Consider the following 17,588-nt stretch of genomic DNA (forward strand, 5'->3'; position numbering starts at 1 on the left):
CCTCATCGCGATCCTTCTGTCACGAACGGGTGGCGTTTTTCAGCAGATCGAGCAAAGTGACAATTTGTGGATCCAGCGTCAGGATGTCTTTCTTAATCAGTAAGTGCAGCGGGGTGGCACGACGAACGCCGTGCTGTAAGGGCAATATTTTCAGTGTTCCCTGCGCCAGTTCATGTTCGATGCGCTCGAAGGGGATCCAGCCATAACCCACCTGGTGCACCACCGCCTCTACCGCCGCCTCAATCGTCGAAAACGACCAGTAATCGCCATTGCTGCTCTCATCCTGCACGGTGAAATGTTCCCGGTCGGCAATGCGAATCAGTGGATACTGTGCCAACCGTTCTTCATCCAGGATGCCGCCATGCTGATGCAAGGGATGGTCGCAGTGCGCCACGGCGACGAAATCCACATTCATCAACCACTCTCCCCGCCCGGCCATATCCTGGCGCTGGGTCACCACCATCACGTCGGCCTCAGCGTAATCGGTGTTGGTTTCCAGCACCTCGGTCAGGTTGATCTGAGTATGAGGATGGCATTTCTGAAACGTCTTAAGGACGGAAAACAGTCGGCGACGCGGAAAGATGCTGTCAACCACCAGATCCAGCTTTGTTCTGACGCCGCTGCGTATTGATCCCGCAAACGCCTCCAGTGAATGAAAAGCTTTCAGTAGCGGGCGCACCTGCGCCAGCAGCAACTCGCCTGCGGGCGTCAGCACCGCCTTGCGCCCCTCTGCATGCAACAGCGTAATCCCTATGCGCTGCTGCAATATCGCAAGGTTATAGCTGACGGATGACTGACTGCGGTTGGTCAGACTCGCCGCTCTGGCAAAACTGCCCTCTCGCACCACCTTGTCTAACAGGCTCCACTGCTCCAGTGTGGTTTTATGCATAACCCATCCAATTTTTGAATCAATTTCATCATAAATTAGCGTTTTTAATTCACAAAGTGAATGGGTAAGCTGGTTCCAATCACAGAGGAGAACAAATAATGAGCAAATTCGACAAACACAATCTTGACGGTTTCATCGGTAAACATCTGGTTTATACCTATGACAATGGCTGGAATTACGAGCTGTATATTAAAAACGAAAACACCATCGATTACCGTATTCACAGCGGCATGGTGGGCAACCGCTGGGTGAAAGACCAGCATGTCTATATCGTCTGCGTCGGTGAAGACATCTATAAAGTGTCCTGGACTGAACCGACCGGCACCAGTGTCAGCCTGATTGCCAACCTGGGCGACAAGCTGTTTCATGGCACCATCTTCTTCCCGCGCTGGGTCATGAATCATCCTGAACGCACCGTCTGCTTCCAGAACGATCATCTGGACGAAATGGCGCAATACCGCGATGCCGGACCGACTTATCCAATAGAGGTTATTGATGAGTTCGCGACTATCACTTTTGTTCACGATGCGGGAAAAAATAACGATGACGTGATTGCCTGCGCGGCGAGTGAATTACCTGCTAATTTTCCTGAAAATTTGAAAAAATAATTAGCGATTAAAGGGGGACTCCCCCTTTTTTTTAAAAAAAAGACCCACACAGCAAATTCGAATTTATTGATCCGCTATTTTTCTTTTTTTAAAAAACCGTCGGCGACATATTTTCTTTCACTCATCATATTTATCCGACCCTCACACTGTTTTATTCTGAGCCATTCGCTTTTCTCCCGTCGCGATAACAACCTGAGGCCCAGAATGAAAATCATTTTGCATGTTCCTGATAAAAACCGCATTGCTCACGCCCTGGCTAATGCTGGCAATCTGCTTAAAGAAGAGGATTTTGACGGGGATATCGCCATCGTTTTTAATGGCGACGCGGCAGGTGATGTAACTGGCAGGACGATTTCAGATGCCCTTAAGAATGCGCCGGGCGTTACGCTGTTACTCTGCAATAACGCCCTACGGGCACAACATATTGACGTCAGCATGCTGCCATCCCACTTTCGCGTCGTTCCAGCCGCCATAACCTACATTATTGAACAACAGTCGCGGGGCGCTTTATACGTTCGCCCCTGAACGGCCTTCACTCCAGGGGTTTACTTTTGGCCAACCACTCAATACCGCGCAGCATACCAGCCCAGTAGAAGCGCGGTAAAAACCAGGCCTTTAGCCACCATGCTGCGCGGCTGGGACGGGCCGAATGGAACGGAAAAGTCGGCAGCAGGCGGTTGCCATAACCAAACTCAGCCAGCACGACTTTGCCTTTCTCCACGGTGAGCGGACACGAACCGTAGCCATCGTAACGCGTTTGCGGGATTGCCCCGTTAACGACCTGCCTCAGGTTTTCGGCCACGACCACGATCTGTTTACGCGCCGCTGCGGCCGTCTTGGCGTTCGGCGTTGAACAGCAATCGCCTAAAGCAAAAATATCGGGCCAGCGGCTGTGCTGCAGCGTTTCTTTGTCGACATCGCACCAGCCAGCAGCATCTGCCAGACCGCTTTCGGCAATAAAGTCTGGCGCAGCCTGAGGCGGGACAACATGGAGCATATCGAACGGCAGGGTAACGTCACGCGTGCTGCCGTCGGGATCGGTGAGAGCAAACGTCGCCTGCTTATTGATTCCATCGACGGCGGTCAGCGTATGTCCAAAATTGACCTGCGCCTGGTATTTCTCCAGACAGGCCTTCAGCGGCGGAACAAATTCGGGCACGCCGAAAACGACCTGACCTGCCAGGCAGAACTGAATGTTGATTTGTGCCAGACGGTCCCGTCGCAGCCAGTAATCGGCGGAAAGATAGAGCGCCTTCTGCGGCGCACCCGCGCACTTTATCGGCATCCCTGGCTGGGTAAAAATGGCTTTTCCCTGCTTCAGGTTTTGCACCAGTTCCCATGTATAGCGCGCCAAATCGTATCGGTAGTTTGACGTGACGCCGTTGCGGCCCAGGGTTTCACTCAGGCCCCTGATTTTATCCCAACGCAGCATCAGACCGCTGGCGATAATAAGATAGTCATAACCTATTTTTTGGGCTGTTGCTGTTTCAATATATTTCAGATGCGGTGAAACATGCGTCACGGCATCGTGAATCCAGTTCACGCCTGACGGAATAACGTCACTCATGCGTTTTCGGGTTTTTTCAGCGGAATATAATCCGGCCCCCACCAGGGTCCAGGCCGGTTGATAATCATGTTCTTTCTTTGGCTCAATTAGCGTTATTTTGATGTTTTTAATGCGTTTCTTAATACTTGCGATGACGCCAATTCCAGCTGAACCACCACCAATAACAACAAGATGCGGGTGATGGAGATTATTTTTATCATTCATGCAGGCCTCCCTTTCATTTAAAACTAGTGGATAGCACGGCAGAGATAAAGCAAATCAATAGACTTTAAAGTTATAAAAAAAACCCCTTATAATATTTAGCTATATGATATAGCAAAAAGAAATAATGAGTTGACAGTCATTTTTACGATCTCTTTAATAGCGTAAAAATAGCGCCAGGAATGAAAATGATCATTCAGGAATTCACCCATTTTTCAGCCCTCACGGTGAGCCTGTTAATTATTACAGGCATCGCCGTAGGTTTTTTTCTGGCGCTGACCGGCGGCGGCGGATCGGTTATGTGCGTGCCGTTGCTGCTGTATCTGGTAAAGGTGCCCGACACGCATTGGGTCATCGGCACCAGCGCCATTGCGGTGGCGTTCAGCGCCCTGATCAATCTGTTTGCCCATAGTCGTAAAGGCAATGTCAGATGGGCAACGGGTGCGAGAATTTCTCTTGTGGCGGTCTGCGGCGCACTGCTCGGAGCCGAACTGGGAAAAATCGTCAGTGGACAATACCTGCTACTGCCGTTTTCCCTTTTGATGTTCACCGTGGCGCTGATGATGCTGAGAAAACAGTCCCCTGTGCCCGGGGCTTCCGCGCCAGACAGGTACTTTGCCCCCGCTATCGTCTGGGGAAGCGTACTGCTGCTGGGCACACTGGCCGGCTTTATGGGCATTGGAGGGGGATTTTTGGTGGTGCCCGCGCTTGTCTGGTTGTTCCGCTTTCCTGTGGTGGAGGCAATAGCAACCTCGCTGATGGTGGTGTTCGCCATGGGGATTTCGACCAGCGCAAGCTATGCCCTGGCGGGCAAAGTTTCTGTGGTGATGACGAGCTACCTCATTGCTGGCGGCCTGCTGGGCGGCTTAGTCGGTGTCGCGGTGGCCAGCCGGCTGAAAAACAATGCGCGCGCGATCAATGCCGTCTTTTCAGCCATGTTGATCGTAATGGCCAGCTACATGTTGCTTAAAAATCTCTGAATAAACGGGAACAGGTTATGAATATCCGCCATTTTAATGCGCAAATCGCGTTTTCCGATGCACCACGTGCAGAGGATTTCAGCCAGTTGCACCAGTGGGGCTTTGAGGTTGTGATTAATAATCGGCCTGATGAGGAAGAAGGCCCCTTTCTGCCTCATCAGCAGGAAAAGGCGCTGGCTGAGCAACTGGGCATGGACTATGTCTATATGCCCTTCACCTTTGACACGCTGAGCTGGGAAGCGGTTGAGGCTTTTCATCGTCGGATTAAACGCGGTGCAAAAATCTTTGCACACTGTCGGAGTGGTGCGCGATCGCTTAGCCTGTTTTTACTGCATGAGTTGCGCGAAGGCCGGATAAATGAGGCCGAATTTCGGGCTACCTGCCAACAGTTTGGTGCCGACGCCGATAAGCCCCTGGCCTGGTATGCAAACAGGCTGCGCCATCCGCCTCAGGCAGAGGTGTACCATTTCTATGAACCGGAGAGCGGGAGCCTGCAATATGTGATTGCTGACGGACAAACCCGGCGCTGCGCCATCATCGATCCGGTGCTGGACTTTGATCGCCGCTCGGGAGCGGTATCCAGTCAGCAGGCCCAACGCATTCTGGATTTTGTTCAGCAAAAAAACTGGCAGGTTGCGTGGGTTCTGGATACCCATCCTCACGCCGACCACTTCTCTGCCGCCGCCTGGCTGGCCGGGAAAACCGGTGCGCCTACCGGCATCGGTGAAAAGGTCACTGAGGTGCAAAGGCTGTGGCAAACTCTCTATAACCTGCCCGGCCTGACGCCCGCTGAGAAAATCTGGGACACCTTATTCAGGGACGGCGAGGTGTTTTACATCGGCAATCTGCGGGGTGAAGTCATTTTATCTCCCGGCCACACGCTGGCATCGGTGACCTATCACATCGCCGACTGTGCCTTTATCCACGACACGTTTTTTATGCCCGACAGCGGCACAGCGCGGGCTGATTTCCCCGGCGGCAGCGCTGCCGTATTATGGGACAGCCTGCAACGCATTCTGCAGTTACCAGACGACACACGTTTATTTACCGGTCATGATTATCGCCCTGACGGGCGCGACGTGCAGTTTGAAAGCACGGTACGTGAGCAGCGGGAAAACAACCCGTGGGTGGTTGATCAACACCAACAGAGTTTTATTGCCCGGCGGCAGCAGCGTGATGCCACGCTTCCGCTGCCAGAACTCATGCTAATGGCTCTGCAGGTGAATATTCACGGCGGGCGATTACCTGAACCCGAGAGCGACGGCGAGCGCTATCTGAAAATCCCGCTAAACCGCTTTTAACGCAAGACGTAAGCACTGCACTGAGAAGGGTGGATAATGCATATTGACCTGATTCATTTTACACCGCTGCAAAGCCTGGCAGGTGGGCTGCTGATTGGCGCGGCGGCGGGCATGCTGGTGCTGTTTTGTGGCCGCATAGCCGGTATCAGCGGCATTCTGGGCGGTCTGCTTAAACGCTGCTCATCAGACAAGCCCTGGCGGCTGGCCTTTATTGCGGGCCTGGTCCTGTCGCCGCTGGTGTTCCAGCTGTTCAGCGCCCTGCCCGCCATTGAAACGGAAGCGTCATGGGGACGTCTGGTACTCGCCGGCGTACTGGTGGGATGGGGTGTTCGCCTGGGCTCGGGCTGCACCAGCGGTCACGGCGTATGTGGATTATCGCGGCTGTCACTGCGCTCACTGGTGGCGACGCTGGTCTTTATGTTAACCGCCATGCTGACCGTTGGCGTGATGGGCCACGGGTGAATATCAGGAGGAACAATGGCCGTTTTATTTTCGCTGCTTAGTGGGCTGTTATTTGGCACGGGCTTAATCGTCAGCGGCATGGCGAACCCGGCCAAGGTTCTGGGGTTTCTGGACATTACCCGCGCCTGGGATCCCTCTCTGGCGCTGGTGATGGGCGGCGCGATTACCGTCGGGCTGGCGGCCTTCTGGCTGGCCTCCCGACGTGAGCGTCCGGTCTTTGACGAAGCCTTTCATCTGCCCGGCCAGCGCGCGCTGGATAAAAAACTGATCGCAGGGGCTATGCTGTTCGGGATCGGCTGGGGGCTGGCAGGCATCTGCCCCGGTCCGGCGCTGGTGCTGCTCGGCGGCGGCGTGCTTAAGGGCGCCGTGTTCCTGATCGCCATGCTGGCAGGCATGCTGCTCTTTGAGTGGCTCGACAGCCGCACCGCCTCACTTTCATCACGACGTTAAGAGACAGGGATTAATGAAAACGTTCAGGATACTGCTTTCCGCACTGCTGTTGAGCAGCACGACCTAGGCGGCTACGCTGCCCGCTCCCATCCAGCAAATTGAAAAGCAGGGCGTGGAAATCATCAAACCTTTTAAGGCACCCGGCGGGGTTCAGGGCTGGCTGGGGCAATATCAGGGAACCGGCGTCACCCTTTACCTGACGCCAGATGGTCAGCATGCGATTTCGGGCTATATGTATGACGCGCAGGGCAATAACCTCAGCGAAAAAATCATCAATGATGAAATTTATTTGCCCGCCGGACGTGCCATGTGGAAGCAACTGCAGGCCATGCCGGGCATCAAGGAGGGAAGCGCTGAAGCCCGCTGTCAGGTCGTGGTCTTTGCCGATCCGTTCTGCCCATACTGCCGGACCTTCTGGCAGCAGGTGCAACCGCTGGTACAAAATAACGCGCTCAGCATCAAAACCCAGCTTGTGGGCATTCTTAAGCCCGAGAGCGGACGCTACGCGTCAGCCATTCTCGCGGCGGCCGATCCTGCTAAAGCCTGGCAGGATTTTGAACGCTCGCAGGGTAAAAATAAGCCGGCCTTCCCGGACAGCACGCCGCGCGCGCTGTTTGATCAGATTCAGCATAACCAGGCGCAGATGCAGGCGTTAGGGGCCAACGGCACGCCCGCTATCTACTACCTGAATCATGAACAAAAGCTGCAACAGATTGTTGGCCTGCCTGATAAACAGCAGATGGCCGATTTAGCCGCCTGCCGGTAAGCGGCGTTAACGCGCCAGAGATGAACGGTAGCGCAGCCTGGCGGGCAAGATAATCTGTTTGTCCGCCGGTTCCTGCCCCTGGATCATTTGGCTAATCACGGAAAAGCACTCCTGCGCCAGGCGCGGTACGTCCTGTTCTACGGTATCGATATGCAGTGACAGCGAATCATACAGGTAGTGATCGTCGAAACTGGCTATGTGAATATCACTCTCCAGCAGATGGTGCTGGCTCATATAGCGCAGCACCCCTTCCAGCAAACCGCAGGCGGCGGTAAACAGCGCCTTAGGTGGCCTGCCAAGACGGGCGCACAGGGCCGCAAACATTTCATAGCCGCTGCTGGGATGGTAGTTACCCTGAATAATCCATTCCGGCCGGGGACTTACCCCCGCCCGCGCCAGCCCCTGCATAAAGCCGGCCAGGCGATCTTTGGTCGGCGACAGTCGTGGCTGCCCGCCCAGGAAATAGACCTCATCGGGATGAGCTCGCGCCAGGCGCTCTACCAGCTCGGCGGTCGGCGTAATCGAATCGGTGATCACCAGCGGCAAACTGCTGTTATTCACGTGGCGGTCAAACAGCACGACCGGCAGCTGTTCGCTCAGCTTCAGATAGTCGCTGTCGCTCTGCTGACTTGAGGCGACGATCAGCCCATCAACCTGACGCGAGACCAGGTTGTTAACCACCAGCGTTTCCTGGCTGGCATTTTCATCGGTACAGGAGATCAGCAGCTGCAGCCCGGCTTCACGGCAAAGGTTCTCTAGCGCGTGAGAGAAAACGGCGAAACCGTAGTTAGTGATCTCCGGCACCACCAGCCCCAACGTATGGCTACGGTTTTCGCGCAGCAGACGGGCATGGATACTGGGCAGATAATGATGCTGTTGCGCAAGAGACATCACGCGTTCGCGCGTCTCTTCTGCCACGCGCAGCTCTTTACCGCGCCCGTTGAGCACCAGGCTGGCCGTGGCTTTTGACACCCCGGCCAGCGCAGCGATATCACTGATGGTCACGCGCTTTGTTTTTTTCACGTCGGTGCTTCGTTTAAGGAAACAAGGGCTTATTCTACCATGCAGGATCGTAACGACCAGTAGCAGGCAGTGACTTCTGCGCTGCCGCTCAGGCGTAAACGGGCCGGATGCTGCGGGAAGTAGCGGCTACTCATCACGCCTTCGCCGTCATTGATAAAAATCTCGACGCTGGAGTGATCGCACAGAATATGCAGTTTGCGCGCGCTGCCGCACCAGTGACGATAAAGCCATTCGCCGTTTTCCAGACTGCGGCGTGCCAGACACAGCGTCTCCTGATGCCAGCTCAGCCGGAGCGTATCGGCAAAGTCCAGCGTGATATCGCCGTCGGACGTCAGCACCAGCTCAAGACGTCGGGCCGCCATCTCCGGTGCGCCATCCGCAGGCCCGCGATAGCGTTGCTCGTCCAGCCGCAGCGCCTGCAGCTCGGCCACCGGCTGCTGATAAAGCCGCCCGTCCCGCTCGGTCAGCTCACGTATACAGGTCATCTGATGAATCCAGCCAAACGCTACGGTGGGCTGGCGCATTTCTTCGCCGTCCGGCACGCCCATCCAGCCCACCAGCAGCCTGCGCCCGTCTTCGGTCAACGTGGTCTGGGGCGCATAGAATTCAAAGCCTGCATCCAACTCATGAAAGGCACCGTGTGCATAATGGACGTTTCCATAATCCAGTGTGCCGCTCAGGTAGGCGCTGGGATGGCTGTTAAGAAAGCGCTTCGCTTCGCGAGGAATGCCCTGCGGGCAGCAGATCAGAAACGTCGAGGCTCCCAGAGTGAACATGTCAGGGCATTCCCACATATAGCCCGCCGCGCCTAATCCGCCCAGGCCACTTCCCGCTATTTCGCCCAGATTCTCCCAGTGGTGCAGATCGCTTCCGCGCAGTAACAGGACTTTGCCCTGTAACTGCGTGTCCTGCGCGCCCAGCACCATGTACCAGTACCCGCCATGCCGCCAGACTTTAGGGTCACGGACATGACCGGTGTAGCCTTCAGGCAGCGGGATAACCGGCCCCAGCTTGTCGAATCCGCCCTCACTGTTCTGCACGGCCAGGCACTGCCAGGCGGTACGTGAGCCGTCCTCAAATTTTACATTCCCCGTGTAACACAGGGTAAGCTCGCCCTTGTTGTCCACCGCACTGCCGGAATAGCATCCGCTGCGGTCATACTCTTCATCGGGCAACAGCGCGACCGGCTCGTGTTCCCAGTGCAGTAAATCGGCTGAACGCCAGTGGCCCCAGCATTTGTGCTTGTGCTCGCAGGCCAGGGCATTCCACTGATAGAACAGGTGGTACTGTCCGTTGAAATGGATAAAGCCATTGGGATCGTTAAGCAGCCCGGTAACCGGCGCCAGGTGCCAGCCCGGATAGTGGCTGTCCTCCTGCGCCCTGGGCTGGCCTTTCATTACCGCCTTAAGCATGGCGGGCAGCAGGTTTTTCAGGGCCATTATTCAGAATCCGTTTTGTACTTGAGCAGGAAAGCGATGACAAAGGCGACACTAAAGGCAATCACCATACCAATAATATAATTCAGCAGCGAGCTGGCCTGAACAATGGCCATGCCGGGTAAGCCAGTCAGCCCCACTGCGGTCATATAGACCTTAACGGAAACCACCCAGGCGCCGCCGATGGCACCCCCGACCAGTCCGGCAATAAACGGCTTCATAAAGCGCAGGTTGATACCAAAGATGGCGGCTTCGGTAATGCCCAGCAGGGCCGAAAAGGCTGAAGGTAAAGTAATGGCTTTGATTTTAGGATCCTTGGTTTTAAACCACACCGCCAGACAGGCACCGCCCTGCGCCACATTGGCCATCGCCCAAATCGGCAACAGGAAATTGACGCCGATTGAAGGATTACCCAGCAAGCCTGCTTCAATCGCGTGGAAACTGTGGTGGACGCCAGTAATCACAATAACCGAGTACAACCCGCCAAACAGTAATCCGGCCAGCCAGCCTGCATGAGCAATCAACGTGCTAAGCACAAAGGAGATGCCGTCACCCAAGGCACGCCCCGCCGGACCAATAATCAGCAGCGCCACAAAGCCAGAAATAATCACGGTGAGGAACGGCGTCAGAATCAGGTCGAGCGCGTCAGGGATGATGCGCCGTAACTGTTTTTCCAGCAGGCTCATAAACCACACGGCCAGCAACACCGGAAACACCGTGCCCTGGTAGCCGATCATCGCGATTTCTATCCCAAAAAAGTTCATGGTGTGGAACCCGGACGCCACGCCCCAGGCATTGGTCAGCGCCGGATGGGTCAGGATGCCGCCCAGCGTCGCCCCCAAAAACGGGTTACCGCCAAACTCACGTGCTGCCGTAAAGCCGATCAGGATCGGCAGAATAATAAACGCCGCCGAACTGCACATATCCAGCATGATATACAGGGCATTTTCCGGGTTCACCCAGCCATAGGTTTTGACCATGCCCAGCAGGCCCATGAGCAGGCCGGACGCGACAATGGCCGGAATAATCGGCACGAAAATATTCGAGAGCAAACGGGCGATGCGCTGGAAAGGATTGAGCTTGCGGGCCGCGATATCGGCGGCTTCAGATTTACTTGATTCACTGATCCCGGCTTCGGCGACAAAGGCGGCGTAGACTTTGTTGACCACCCCGGTGCCAAAAATCACCTGCAGCTGTCCGGCATTACGGAAACAGCCTTTTACCCCGTCGATTTTACCGATCGCGCTGGTATCCGCTTTGGCGTCATTGACCAGCACCAGCCGGAGCCGGGTCGCGCAGTGCGCCGCGCTGGCAATATTCTCTTTGCCCCCCAGCAACGGCAGCAATGCACGGGAGATTTGTACGAAATCCATAAAAAACCTCTGTTTTATCGTGTGATAGTGTCGGCCCGGCTGAAACGGCCCCGCAGGGCCGACTGATCAGAACCAGGTTTCCATTTGTACGCCGAAGTTCCACTCACCGCCCGCTTCAAAGCCGCTGCTGCCAAAGGCATCACCGCGCGCGTAGTTATCCAGTCGGTGGTCCCAGTCCATCCAGGTGGCAAAAAGGCGAATTTCCGGACGTTTGAGGAATTCACCCACGTTGCTGGCCTTCAGCGTAGGCGCAACGGTCAGTTTGTAGAAATTACCATTGACCGCACTGCGCTGATTAAAGCCCTCTGGCCGCAGATCCATATACTGATAGGTGGCTTCGTACTGCATTTCAAAGTTCTCGGTCAGCCCCTGAATCAGGCGCATGTTGGCGGTGGCCCACTGATAGCTGTCGCCTTTGACGTAACGATCCTTACTGCTTTGCGCCAGCACCGCCGGGGCGATATGCCAGCCGCCGCCCAGCGGGGTAATCCCATAGCTGGCCAGCCGCCAGGTATCGGCATCCGGTAACAGTGCCCCGTCTGAACCGATGGCTTTTACCTCTGCACCTAAGCCGTGACCGTACAGCACGGCTGTCTTCGCTGAGCCTTCGCGCAGGCCATAGAAGCTGTCGTTATGCAGTCCCACCAGCGCATGTAACCCGGTGTTCGCGGCATCCCCCTTCACCTTCAGGCCGTTCACATCCAGCCGGTCGTCGTTATCTTTCGCCCGCATGCCGCTCAGCATCAGCTGGAATGGACCGTAGAAGTTGTTAGCCGTCAGAATAGAGTTCTGTGCGGTGTTGTCGTTGTTCTCGATATCGCCAAAGGTTCGTCCGTAAAGCGACAGGTTGCTATGGGCCTGATCGCTCCACTTCATGTCGTAAATACCTGCTCCGGTACCGGCGAGAAACACCACATCGGAGTCGATCCAGTGGATATCGAAATTATCCCGGTCAAAGCGTTTACCCGCCCAGACGGTCGTGTCTTTGAACGCGCCGGTGAAGGTCGGGAGCTGGCCCAGCTCGACAAAAGCCTGACGCAGATTGAGGTCGCTGCTGGATGCCGTCCAGTCGTTATAGGTGCGCTGACCGTCGGCCAGCATCGCCTTGAAGCGGGTTGTTGCGCCGTTTTCCAGCGTTTGTTTATGTTCCAGATTCAGCTCAACATAGGTATCAGGTTCGTTACCTAAGCGCCCGACGTGCCCGCCGGTTTCCCCGGCAGGCGTCACGGTCGGGCCGCCCTGAGTTTTGGTCGCCGAGCTGTTCATCAGTAGCCCGGAACGGGCATAGCCGTGAAATTCGAAGCCGTCTTCACTGCTCGCTTTCTGCTCCAGCTTCGCCGTACGCTGTTCAACCTGCGTCGCGGTGGCCTGACTTTTCTGCTGTGCGCGGGCAAGCTGCTGCGCCTGTTTTTCTGCGGCTTCCGCGCGATTCTCTGCCGCCTTCGCCCGCTGCTCAGCGGCCTGTAACCGCTGCTCCAGTGCCGCCAGCCGGGCTTCAATACTGCTCATGCTCGGTTCTGCTGCCAGAACCGGCCCCGCGCTCATCAGCAGCCCAACGGTTATGGCAAGTGCCTTTTTATTCATCGTTTTACATCCCAGAAAAAGTAACGGTAGTGATGCTGTCTTTTGCTAAACCGGTTTAGTTTTCGGATGATATTCATCGATGTATTTTCAGGCAAAATAATTTGCTAAACCGATTTTATGAATGTGAGACAGTTCGCAAAACCAAGCGGCGACGAGGCGAAAAGGGGGAATGACGTGATGAAAAAAACGCGGTTGGCCAGCAGACAACCGGATGCGTCATGACGCCAGTCCGGTTGTCTTGAGGAAGGAATCAGGCAGCCTGACGACGTAACAGCGTCAGCGGTCCCGGCCCGCTCAGGGTGAAAACGGAGATCAACGTAAAGGCCATTGCAATAGAGCCCAGCACCAGATAGGCGCCATGGAAGCCAATACTTTCATACATGTTACCCGCCAGAACCGACATGAATATCATCGCTAACTGTTTGAAGAAGCAGAAGCACACCAGATAAATGGTGGCGGAGAAGCGCACTTCAAACTGGCTGGTGATGTATTTAAAGCAGCCGACAATCAGGAAAGGGATTTCAAACATGTGCAGCGTTTTAAGAATCACCACTTCCACAGCCGTGGTGGCAAAGGAGGAACCGATAATACGCACGGACATGATCATGCCTGCCAGCAGCAGGGCGTTTTTGCCGCCAATGCGGTTAACGATCAGCGGCGCAAAAAACATGATGGACGCGTTCAGTAATTCACCCAGGGTGGTCACATAGCCAAACACCCGCGTACCCTGTTCGCCTGTGGCAAAGAATGAGGTAAAGAAATTAGCGAACTGCTGGTCGAACACGTCATAGGTACAGGACACGCCGACAACATACAGGGATAAAAACCACAGTTTTGGCTGCCTGAACAACTCCAGCGCCAGCTTCAGGCTGAACGCCGAGTGATTCGCTCCCACCGCCTGCGCAACCGTCGCGGATGACGATGTGCTGGTACGGGAGAAGAACAGCAGCAGCGCCAGAATCACGGCACAGCCCGACCCCAGCCAGAACACAAACTGGTTATTGATGGTGAACATGATCCCGACGATGGAGGCGCACAAGGCCCATCCCACACAGCCAAACATGCGCGCCCGGCCAAATTCAAAATTGCTGCGGCGGCTGACTTTCTCAATGTACGCTTCAATCGCGGGCGCCCCGGCGTTGTAGATAAAACCCAGGTAGATACCGCCAACAATCGAGCCCGCCAGAATATTCATCTGTAATAGCGGCCCAAAAACGTAAATAAAGAAAGGTGCGAACATCACCAGCATACCGGTGATAACCCACAGCAGGTGTTTGCGCAGGCCGAGCTTATCGGACAACAGGCCAAACAGCGGCTGAAACAGCAGAGAAAACAACGAAATACTGGCAAAAATAATGCCGGTATCCCCTTTACTGATATGGTTAATATCATGCAACCAGATGGGGAAGAACGGGAAATAGGCACCCATGATGAAAAAGTAAAAGAAGAAGAAAAAACCAAACAGCCAAAAATTCGTGTTTTTTAAATAGTACATATTGGACGTCCTTACGCGAGAGTCAGGCAGGCGCGAGCCTGCCTGCTCATTATTTTTGTTGCCCCCAGATAAACTGGTAGCTGTAACGTCCTGCACTGAGCAGGAATTCCGGTGATACCGACGGGCTCCAGGAATCGTCTCCGCCGACGCCCATGTGGAAGCCATCAATATTGAGCCACGTGCCCGCCTCAGGCCGTAACAGGTGGCGATGGCAGGTTTCCATCAGCTGTGTCTGGCTGTAGCGACTGATGTTGAACTGGAAATCGCCACGCCACTGGTGCGCACCATAGTTGAGTTCACGCGTGCCGCAGCGCAGGCCGTTTTCGGTGGGGAAGACGTACGGGGTGTACATTTCACTCAGCGGTAAGTCCCAGCGGTCGAAACAGGCCGAGGTCAGGCGATCCGGGTAATTTTCATGCGGCCCCAGGCCTAACCAGTTCACTCGCTCGACGATCTGGGTGAGCTGACAGCTCATACCGATGCGTGCCGGATAAGGCGTGCCGCTCGCGATCTCCACGTTGACCGTCACCGCCATCTCGCCAAATCCATCAATACGGTAGGCTTTACGGCTGATAAACAGCGTTTTGCCCTGGAACTGCCAGGCATGGACGGTGTTGATCAGGACGGCGTCGGAGAGCGCTTCGGCGGTGCACTGCAGGGTGGTGACCTCAGACTGATAATGCCCCGCCGCTTTCCAGCGCTCTACCCAGGCATTAGGGTCGATGCGCGTGACTTCGCTGACGCCGATATCGTTATCCAGCGGCGCACGGGTAAACTGATCGCGCAGCGGCGACAGGAGCTGCGGCTGATCGTCGATCCAGTACTGCGTGAGCACGCCCTGCTGACGGCTGAATGCCCAGCGCTGGTTGTTCACCGCCACGCTGAAGGTGTCTTCGCCGCAGCTGAGCTGTGGCGCACTCGCCGCCTGAGGCGGCAGGGCCACATTCAGGATCGCCTCCAGTGGCCACTGCTGCCAGGCGCTGATATGACCGGCTTCTGACCAGGCCGTCGGCTGAGGCTGTTCCACCCGCACCGTCAGCCAGAGCTGGCCTGCAGATTGCGGCAGCGGCACCTCCGGCAGTGCGATCTGCTGGCGGCCCTGTGGCGCGATATCCAGCGTGACGTCACCGGCGGCCAGCAGGTTGCCATCCTGAGCCACCGACCAGTGCAGGATTTCATTATCACTGTGGCGGAACAGGTATTCGCTGGTCACTTCCAGCGTGCGCTCGCTGCCCGGTAGCAGCCTGAACTGGAAAAACTGCTGCGCATGGCGGGCTTCATAGAGCGAGGGATGGGGCGTCCGGTCGGCAAAGACCAGCCCGTTCATGCAGAACTGGCGATCATTAGGCGTATCACCAAAGTCGCCACCGTAGGCAGCCCAGGGTTCGCCGTTATCGTCATATTTTATGAGCGACTGATCGACCCAGTCCCAGACAAAACCGCCCTGCAGGCGCGGATACTGACGAAATGCCTGCCAGTATTTCGCGTAGCCACCAAGGCTGTTTCCCATGGCATGAGCATATTCACAGAGAATAAGCGGACGCTGCTCGCCTGGCATAGACAGCCATTTTTTTATGGACCATTTTGGCACGGCCGGAAAAGGTTGATCCTCATCGACCCGGGCATACATCGGACAGATAATATCGGTCGCTGCGGTATTGGCCCCACCACCTTCGTACTGAACCGGGCGGGAAGGATCTTCACTTTTCAGCCAGCGGTAGAGCGCATCATGGTTAGCACCGTGGCCCGATTCGTTACCCAGTGACCAGATAATAATACAGGGGTGATTTCGATCGCGCTGCACCATGCGCGTGACGCGCTGGCTCATGGCGGGAAGCCAGACGGGATCGTCGCTCAGGCGATTCATCGGCACCATGCCGTGCGTTTCGATGTTGGCTTCATCGACGACATACAAGCCGTAGTGGTCACACAGGCTATACCACAGGGGATCGTTAGGGTAATGGGAGCAGCGCACCGCGTTGAAGTTATTCTGCTTCATCAGCAAAATATCCTGCACCATAGTGTCACGATCCATCACCTGACCGCGTTCAGGATGATGCTCGTGGCGATTAGTGCCGCGGATGAGCAGTGGCTGACCGTTGAGCAGCAGCAGGCCATTTTCGATGCTGACGTGACGGAATCCCACGTCGCAGGCCTCCGCCTCAATCAGCGTACCGTCCGTCCGGTGTAACTGCACAACCGCCCGGTAGAGATGCGGCGTTTCCGCACTCCACAGCGCAGGGTTGGCAACGTTGATGCACAACGTTGTCCGATCGCGCCACGCGCCGCGCTCGTCAATAATCGCGCTGCCCAAGGGCGACGTCGCTTCTCCGGTTAGCGTGTCACCCGTGAAGAGCTGCACGCTGACCCGTAAATCGTCATCCAGTGCTCCGGCGACCCGCACCTCAGCTTCCAGCCGCGCACGACTGAAATCGTCATTGAAATGCGTACGAATGTGCAGATCGCGAAGATGGCTGGCAGGCTTATGCAGCAGGGAAACATCGCGGAAAATACCACTCATGCGCCACATATCCTGATCTTCCAGATAGCTGCCATCGCTCCAGCGCAACACCATCACCGCCAGGCGATTTTCACCTTCGCGCAGAAATTCGCTCAGATCAAATTCAGACGGCAAGCGGCTGTCCTGCCCGTAGCCCACCCAGCGTCCGTTGCACCACAGATAGAAGGCTGAATTCACGCCGTCAAAAATAATTCGGGTTTGTCCATGTTGCAGCCAGTCTGCCTCCACATTAAATGTGAGCGAATAACATCCTGTAGGGTTTTCAGCCGGAACGCGCGGGGGATCAATCGGAATGGGATAGGTAACATTGGTGTAAATCGGAACATCATAGCCCTGCATTTGCCAGACTGACGGCACGGTAATCGTCGCTGCCGCCTGCAAATCCTGGGTGCGCCAGCTATCCGGCACCGCCTCGGGCGCAGGGAAAAAGGCAAACGACCATTCGCCGCTCAGGCTTTTACGCTGCGCCGATGGCGTGTTGTTATGGGCCGCCTCAGCGCTGCGCCAGCTGTAAAACGGTGGATGGGCTTCCAGCCGGTTATGTTCGCTGACGCCGGGGTTTTCCCAGTCGCGCCGGGCGAGTACGGCCGCTAATGAATCTCTGTCCAGGGTCATGGCAGTCTCCTGCGTAAAATTGTTATCCGCTCACATTAAGATGACATTACGAGGCAGGAATGGGCATGTAAAGCAACGAAGGGCGAATGAGTGAACTGCCTCACAGCAAAGCAGGATCGGCAGTGACATTTATGATCGAGGTCGCTGTCTTGCCGGCCCCGCTCAGGATGCGCGAACGGGGAGCGCTGACAACGGGCGGATGGCCGCGGGAACTGATCAATGCGCGAAAAGGCTCGGCATGTTTGGGCAACAGTAAAGCCTGAGTGGCGGTGACAGACAAAGCCCGACCACGCTTTATGCCAGCCGTCAGTTCACCC

At 55.8% G+C, this 17,588-nt stretch carries 14 protein-coding genes and 1 pseudogene; 7 read left to right on the forward strand and 8 right to left on the reverse strand.

The features are described 5' to 3' along the window. Window positions 1-19 precede the first annotated feature (19 nt). Window positions 20-889, reverse strand: a complete 870-nt coding sequence (locus GKC68_RS20745) for a LysR family transcriptional regulator (protein ID WP_047715305.1) — start codon at window positions 887-889, stop codon at window positions 20-22. Between the two features lie 98 nt (window positions 890-987). On the opposite strand from GKC68_RS20745, the gene GKC68_RS20750 reads away from it, so the two are divergent. Further along, window positions 988-1,497, forward strand: coding sequence for a phenolic acid decarboxylase (locus tag GKC68_RS20750; RefSeq protein WP_028723097.1), 510 nt, complete (start codon window positions 988-990; stop codon window positions 1,495-1,497). Window positions 1,498-1,701: 204 nt separating this feature from the next. Next, entirely contained in the window at window positions 1,702-2,022 is a 321-nt protein-coding gene (locus tag GKC68_RS20755) for a hypothetical protein (RefSeq protein WP_028723096.1), read from the forward strand. Between the two features lie 7 nt (window positions 2,023-2,029). Here GKC68_RS20755 and GKC68_RS20760 read toward each other — a convergent pair whose 3' ends face one another. Continuing rightward, entirely contained in the window at window positions 2,030-3,268 is a 1,239-nt protein-coding gene (locus GKC68_RS20760) for an FAD/NAD(P)-binding oxidoreductase (RefSeq protein WP_110983228.1), read from the reverse strand. Window positions 3,269-3,453: 185 nt separating this feature from the next. Here GKC68_RS20760 and GKC68_RS20765 point away from each other — a divergent pair, with 185 nt between their 5' ends. From GKC68_RS20765 to dsbG, 5 genes and pseudogenes are all read left to right on the forward strand, one after another. Then, complete coding sequence (locus GKC68_RS20765) at window positions 3,454-4,245, forward strand: sulfite exporter TauE/SafE family protein (RefSeq protein ID WP_342656466.1); 792 nt, start codon at window positions 3,454-3,456, stop codon at window positions 4,243-4,245. A 17-nt stretch (window positions 4,246-4,262) separates the two neighbouring features. Beyond that, complete coding sequence (gene blh, locus GKC68_RS20770) at window positions 4,263-5,546, forward strand: bifunctional sulfur transferase/dioxygenase Blh (protein WP_028723093.1); 1,284 nt, start codon at window positions 4,263-4,265, stop codon at window positions 5,544-5,546. Window positions 5,547-5,582: 36 nt separating this feature from the next. Then, complete coding sequence (locus GKC68_RS20775; RefSeq protein ID WP_342656467.1) at window positions 5,583-6,008, forward strand: YeeE/YedE family protein; 426 nt, start codon at window positions 5,583-5,585, stop codon at window positions 6,006-6,008. Between the two features lie 15 nt (window positions 6,009-6,023). Next, entirely contained in the window at window positions 6,024-6,458 is a 435-nt protein-coding gene (locus GKC68_RS20780) for a DUF6691 family protein (protein WP_028723091.1), read from the forward strand. Window positions 6,459-6,471: 13 nt separating this feature from the next. Next, window positions 6,472-7,224, forward strand: a pseudogene (gene dsbG, locus GKC68_RS20785) (thiol:disulfide interchange protein DsbG). A gap of 6 nt (window positions 7,225-7,230) precedes the next feature. On the opposite strand, the gene GKC68_RS20790 reads toward dsbG, so the two are convergent. From GKC68_RS20790 to GKC68_RS20815, 6 genes are all read right to left on the reverse strand, one after another. Beyond that, window positions 7,231-8,247, reverse strand: a complete 1,017-nt coding sequence (locus GKC68_RS20790; RefSeq protein ID WP_028723089.1) for a substrate-binding domain-containing protein — start codon at window positions 8,245-8,247, stop codon at window positions 7,231-7,233. 29 nt (window positions 8,248-8,276) lie between these two features. After that, on the reverse strand, window positions 8,277-9,686 hold the full coding sequence (locus GKC68_RS20795) for a sucrose-6-phosphate hydrolase (protein ID WP_342656468.1): 1,410 nt from the start codon (window positions 9,684-9,686) through the stop codon (window positions 8,277-8,279). Beyond that, the gene (locus GKC68_RS20800; RefSeq protein ID WP_342656469.1) at window positions 9,686-11,056 is read right to left on the reverse strand and encodes a sucrose-specific PTS transporter subunit IIBC; all 1,371 of its coding nucleotides are present in this window, start codon (window positions 11,054-11,056) and stop codon (window positions 9,686-9,688) included. The genes GKC68_RS20795 and GKC68_RS20800 overlap by 1 nt, the downstream gene beginning before the upstream one ends. Window positions 11,057-11,122: 66 nt before the next feature. Then, window positions 11,123-12,640 (reverse strand): carbohydrate porin, encoded by a 1,518-nt coding sequence (locus tag GKC68_RS20805; protein WP_247101204.1) that lies wholly within the window; start codon window positions 12,638-12,640, stop codon window positions 11,123-11,125. 250 nt (window positions 12,641-12,890) lie between these two features. Beyond that, window positions 12,891-14,135 carry an MFS transporter gene (locus GKC68_RS20810; RefSeq protein ID WP_089528290.1) on the reverse strand — a complete coding sequence of 415 codons (1,245 nt, stop codon included), beginning with the start codon at window positions 14,133-14,135 and terminating at the stop codon, window positions 12,891-12,893. A gap of 49 nt (window positions 14,136-14,184) precedes the next feature. Then, the gene (locus tag GKC68_RS20815) at window positions 14,185-17,271 is read right to left on the reverse strand and encodes a beta-galactosidase (protein WP_342656470.1); all 3,087 of its coding nucleotides are present in this window, start codon (window positions 17,269-17,271) and stop codon (window positions 14,185-14,187) included. Window positions 17,272-17,588 lie beyond the last annotated feature (317 nt).

The organism is Pantoea sp. RSPAM1, assembly GCF_038816185.1.
Classification (GTDB): domain Bacteria; phylum Pseudomonadota; class Gammaproteobacteria; order Enterobacterales; family Enterobacteriaceae; genus Pantoea; species Pantoea ananatis.

Excerpts from the sequence above, each read along its gene's own strand:
- GKC68_RS20745 (WP_047715305.1), bottom strand. The coding sequence starts at position 889 with ATGCATAAAACCACACTGGAGCAGTGGAGCCTGTTAGACAAGGTGGTG.
- GKC68_RS20750 (WP_028723097.1), top strand. The coding sequence starts at position 988 with ATGAGCAAATTCGACAAACACAATCTTGACGGTTTCATCGGTAAACAT.
- GKC68_RS20755 (WP_028723096.1), top strand. The coding sequence starts at position 1,702 with ATGAAAATCATTTTGCATGTTCCTGATAAAAACCGCATTGCTCACGCC.
- GKC68_RS20760 (WP_110983228.1), bottom strand. The coding sequence starts at position 3,268 with ATGAATGATAAAAATAATCTCCATCACCCGCATCTTGTTGTTATTGGT.
- GKC68_RS20765 (WP_342656466.1), top strand. The coding sequence starts at position 3,454 with ATGATCATTCAGGAATTCACCCATTTTTCAGCCCTCACGGTGAGCCTG.
- blh (WP_028723093.1), top strand. The coding sequence starts at position 4,263 with ATGAATATCCGCCATTTTAATGCGCAAATCGCGTTTTCCGATGCACCA.
- GKC68_RS20775 (WP_342656467.1), top strand. The coding sequence starts at position 5,583 with ATGCATATTGACCTGATTCATTTTACACCGCTGCAAAGCCTGGCAGGT.
- GKC68_RS20780 (WP_028723091.1), top strand. The coding sequence starts at position 6,024 with ATGGCCGTTTTATTTTCGCTGCTTAGTGGGCTGTTATTTGGCACGGGC.
- GKC68_RS20795 (WP_342656468.1), bottom strand. The coding sequence starts at position 9,686 with ATGGCCCTGAAAAACCTGCTGCCCGCCATGCTTAAGGCGGTAATGAAA.
- GKC68_RS20800 (WP_342656469.1), bottom strand. The coding sequence starts at position 11,056 with ATGGATTTCGTACAAATCTCCCGTGCATTGCTGCCGTTGCTGGGGGGC.
- GKC68_RS20805 (WP_247101204.1), bottom strand. The coding sequence starts at position 12,640 with ATGAATAAAAAGGCACTTGCCATAACCGTTGGGCTGCTGATGAGCGCG.
- GKC68_RS20810 (WP_089528290.1), bottom strand. The coding sequence starts at position 14,135 with ATGTACTATTTAAAAAACACGAATTTTTGGCTGTTTGGTTTTTTCTTC.
- GKC68_RS20815 (WP_342656470.1), bottom strand. The coding sequence starts at position 17,271 with ATGACCCTGGACAGAGATTCATTAGCGGCCGTACTCGCCCGGCGCGAC.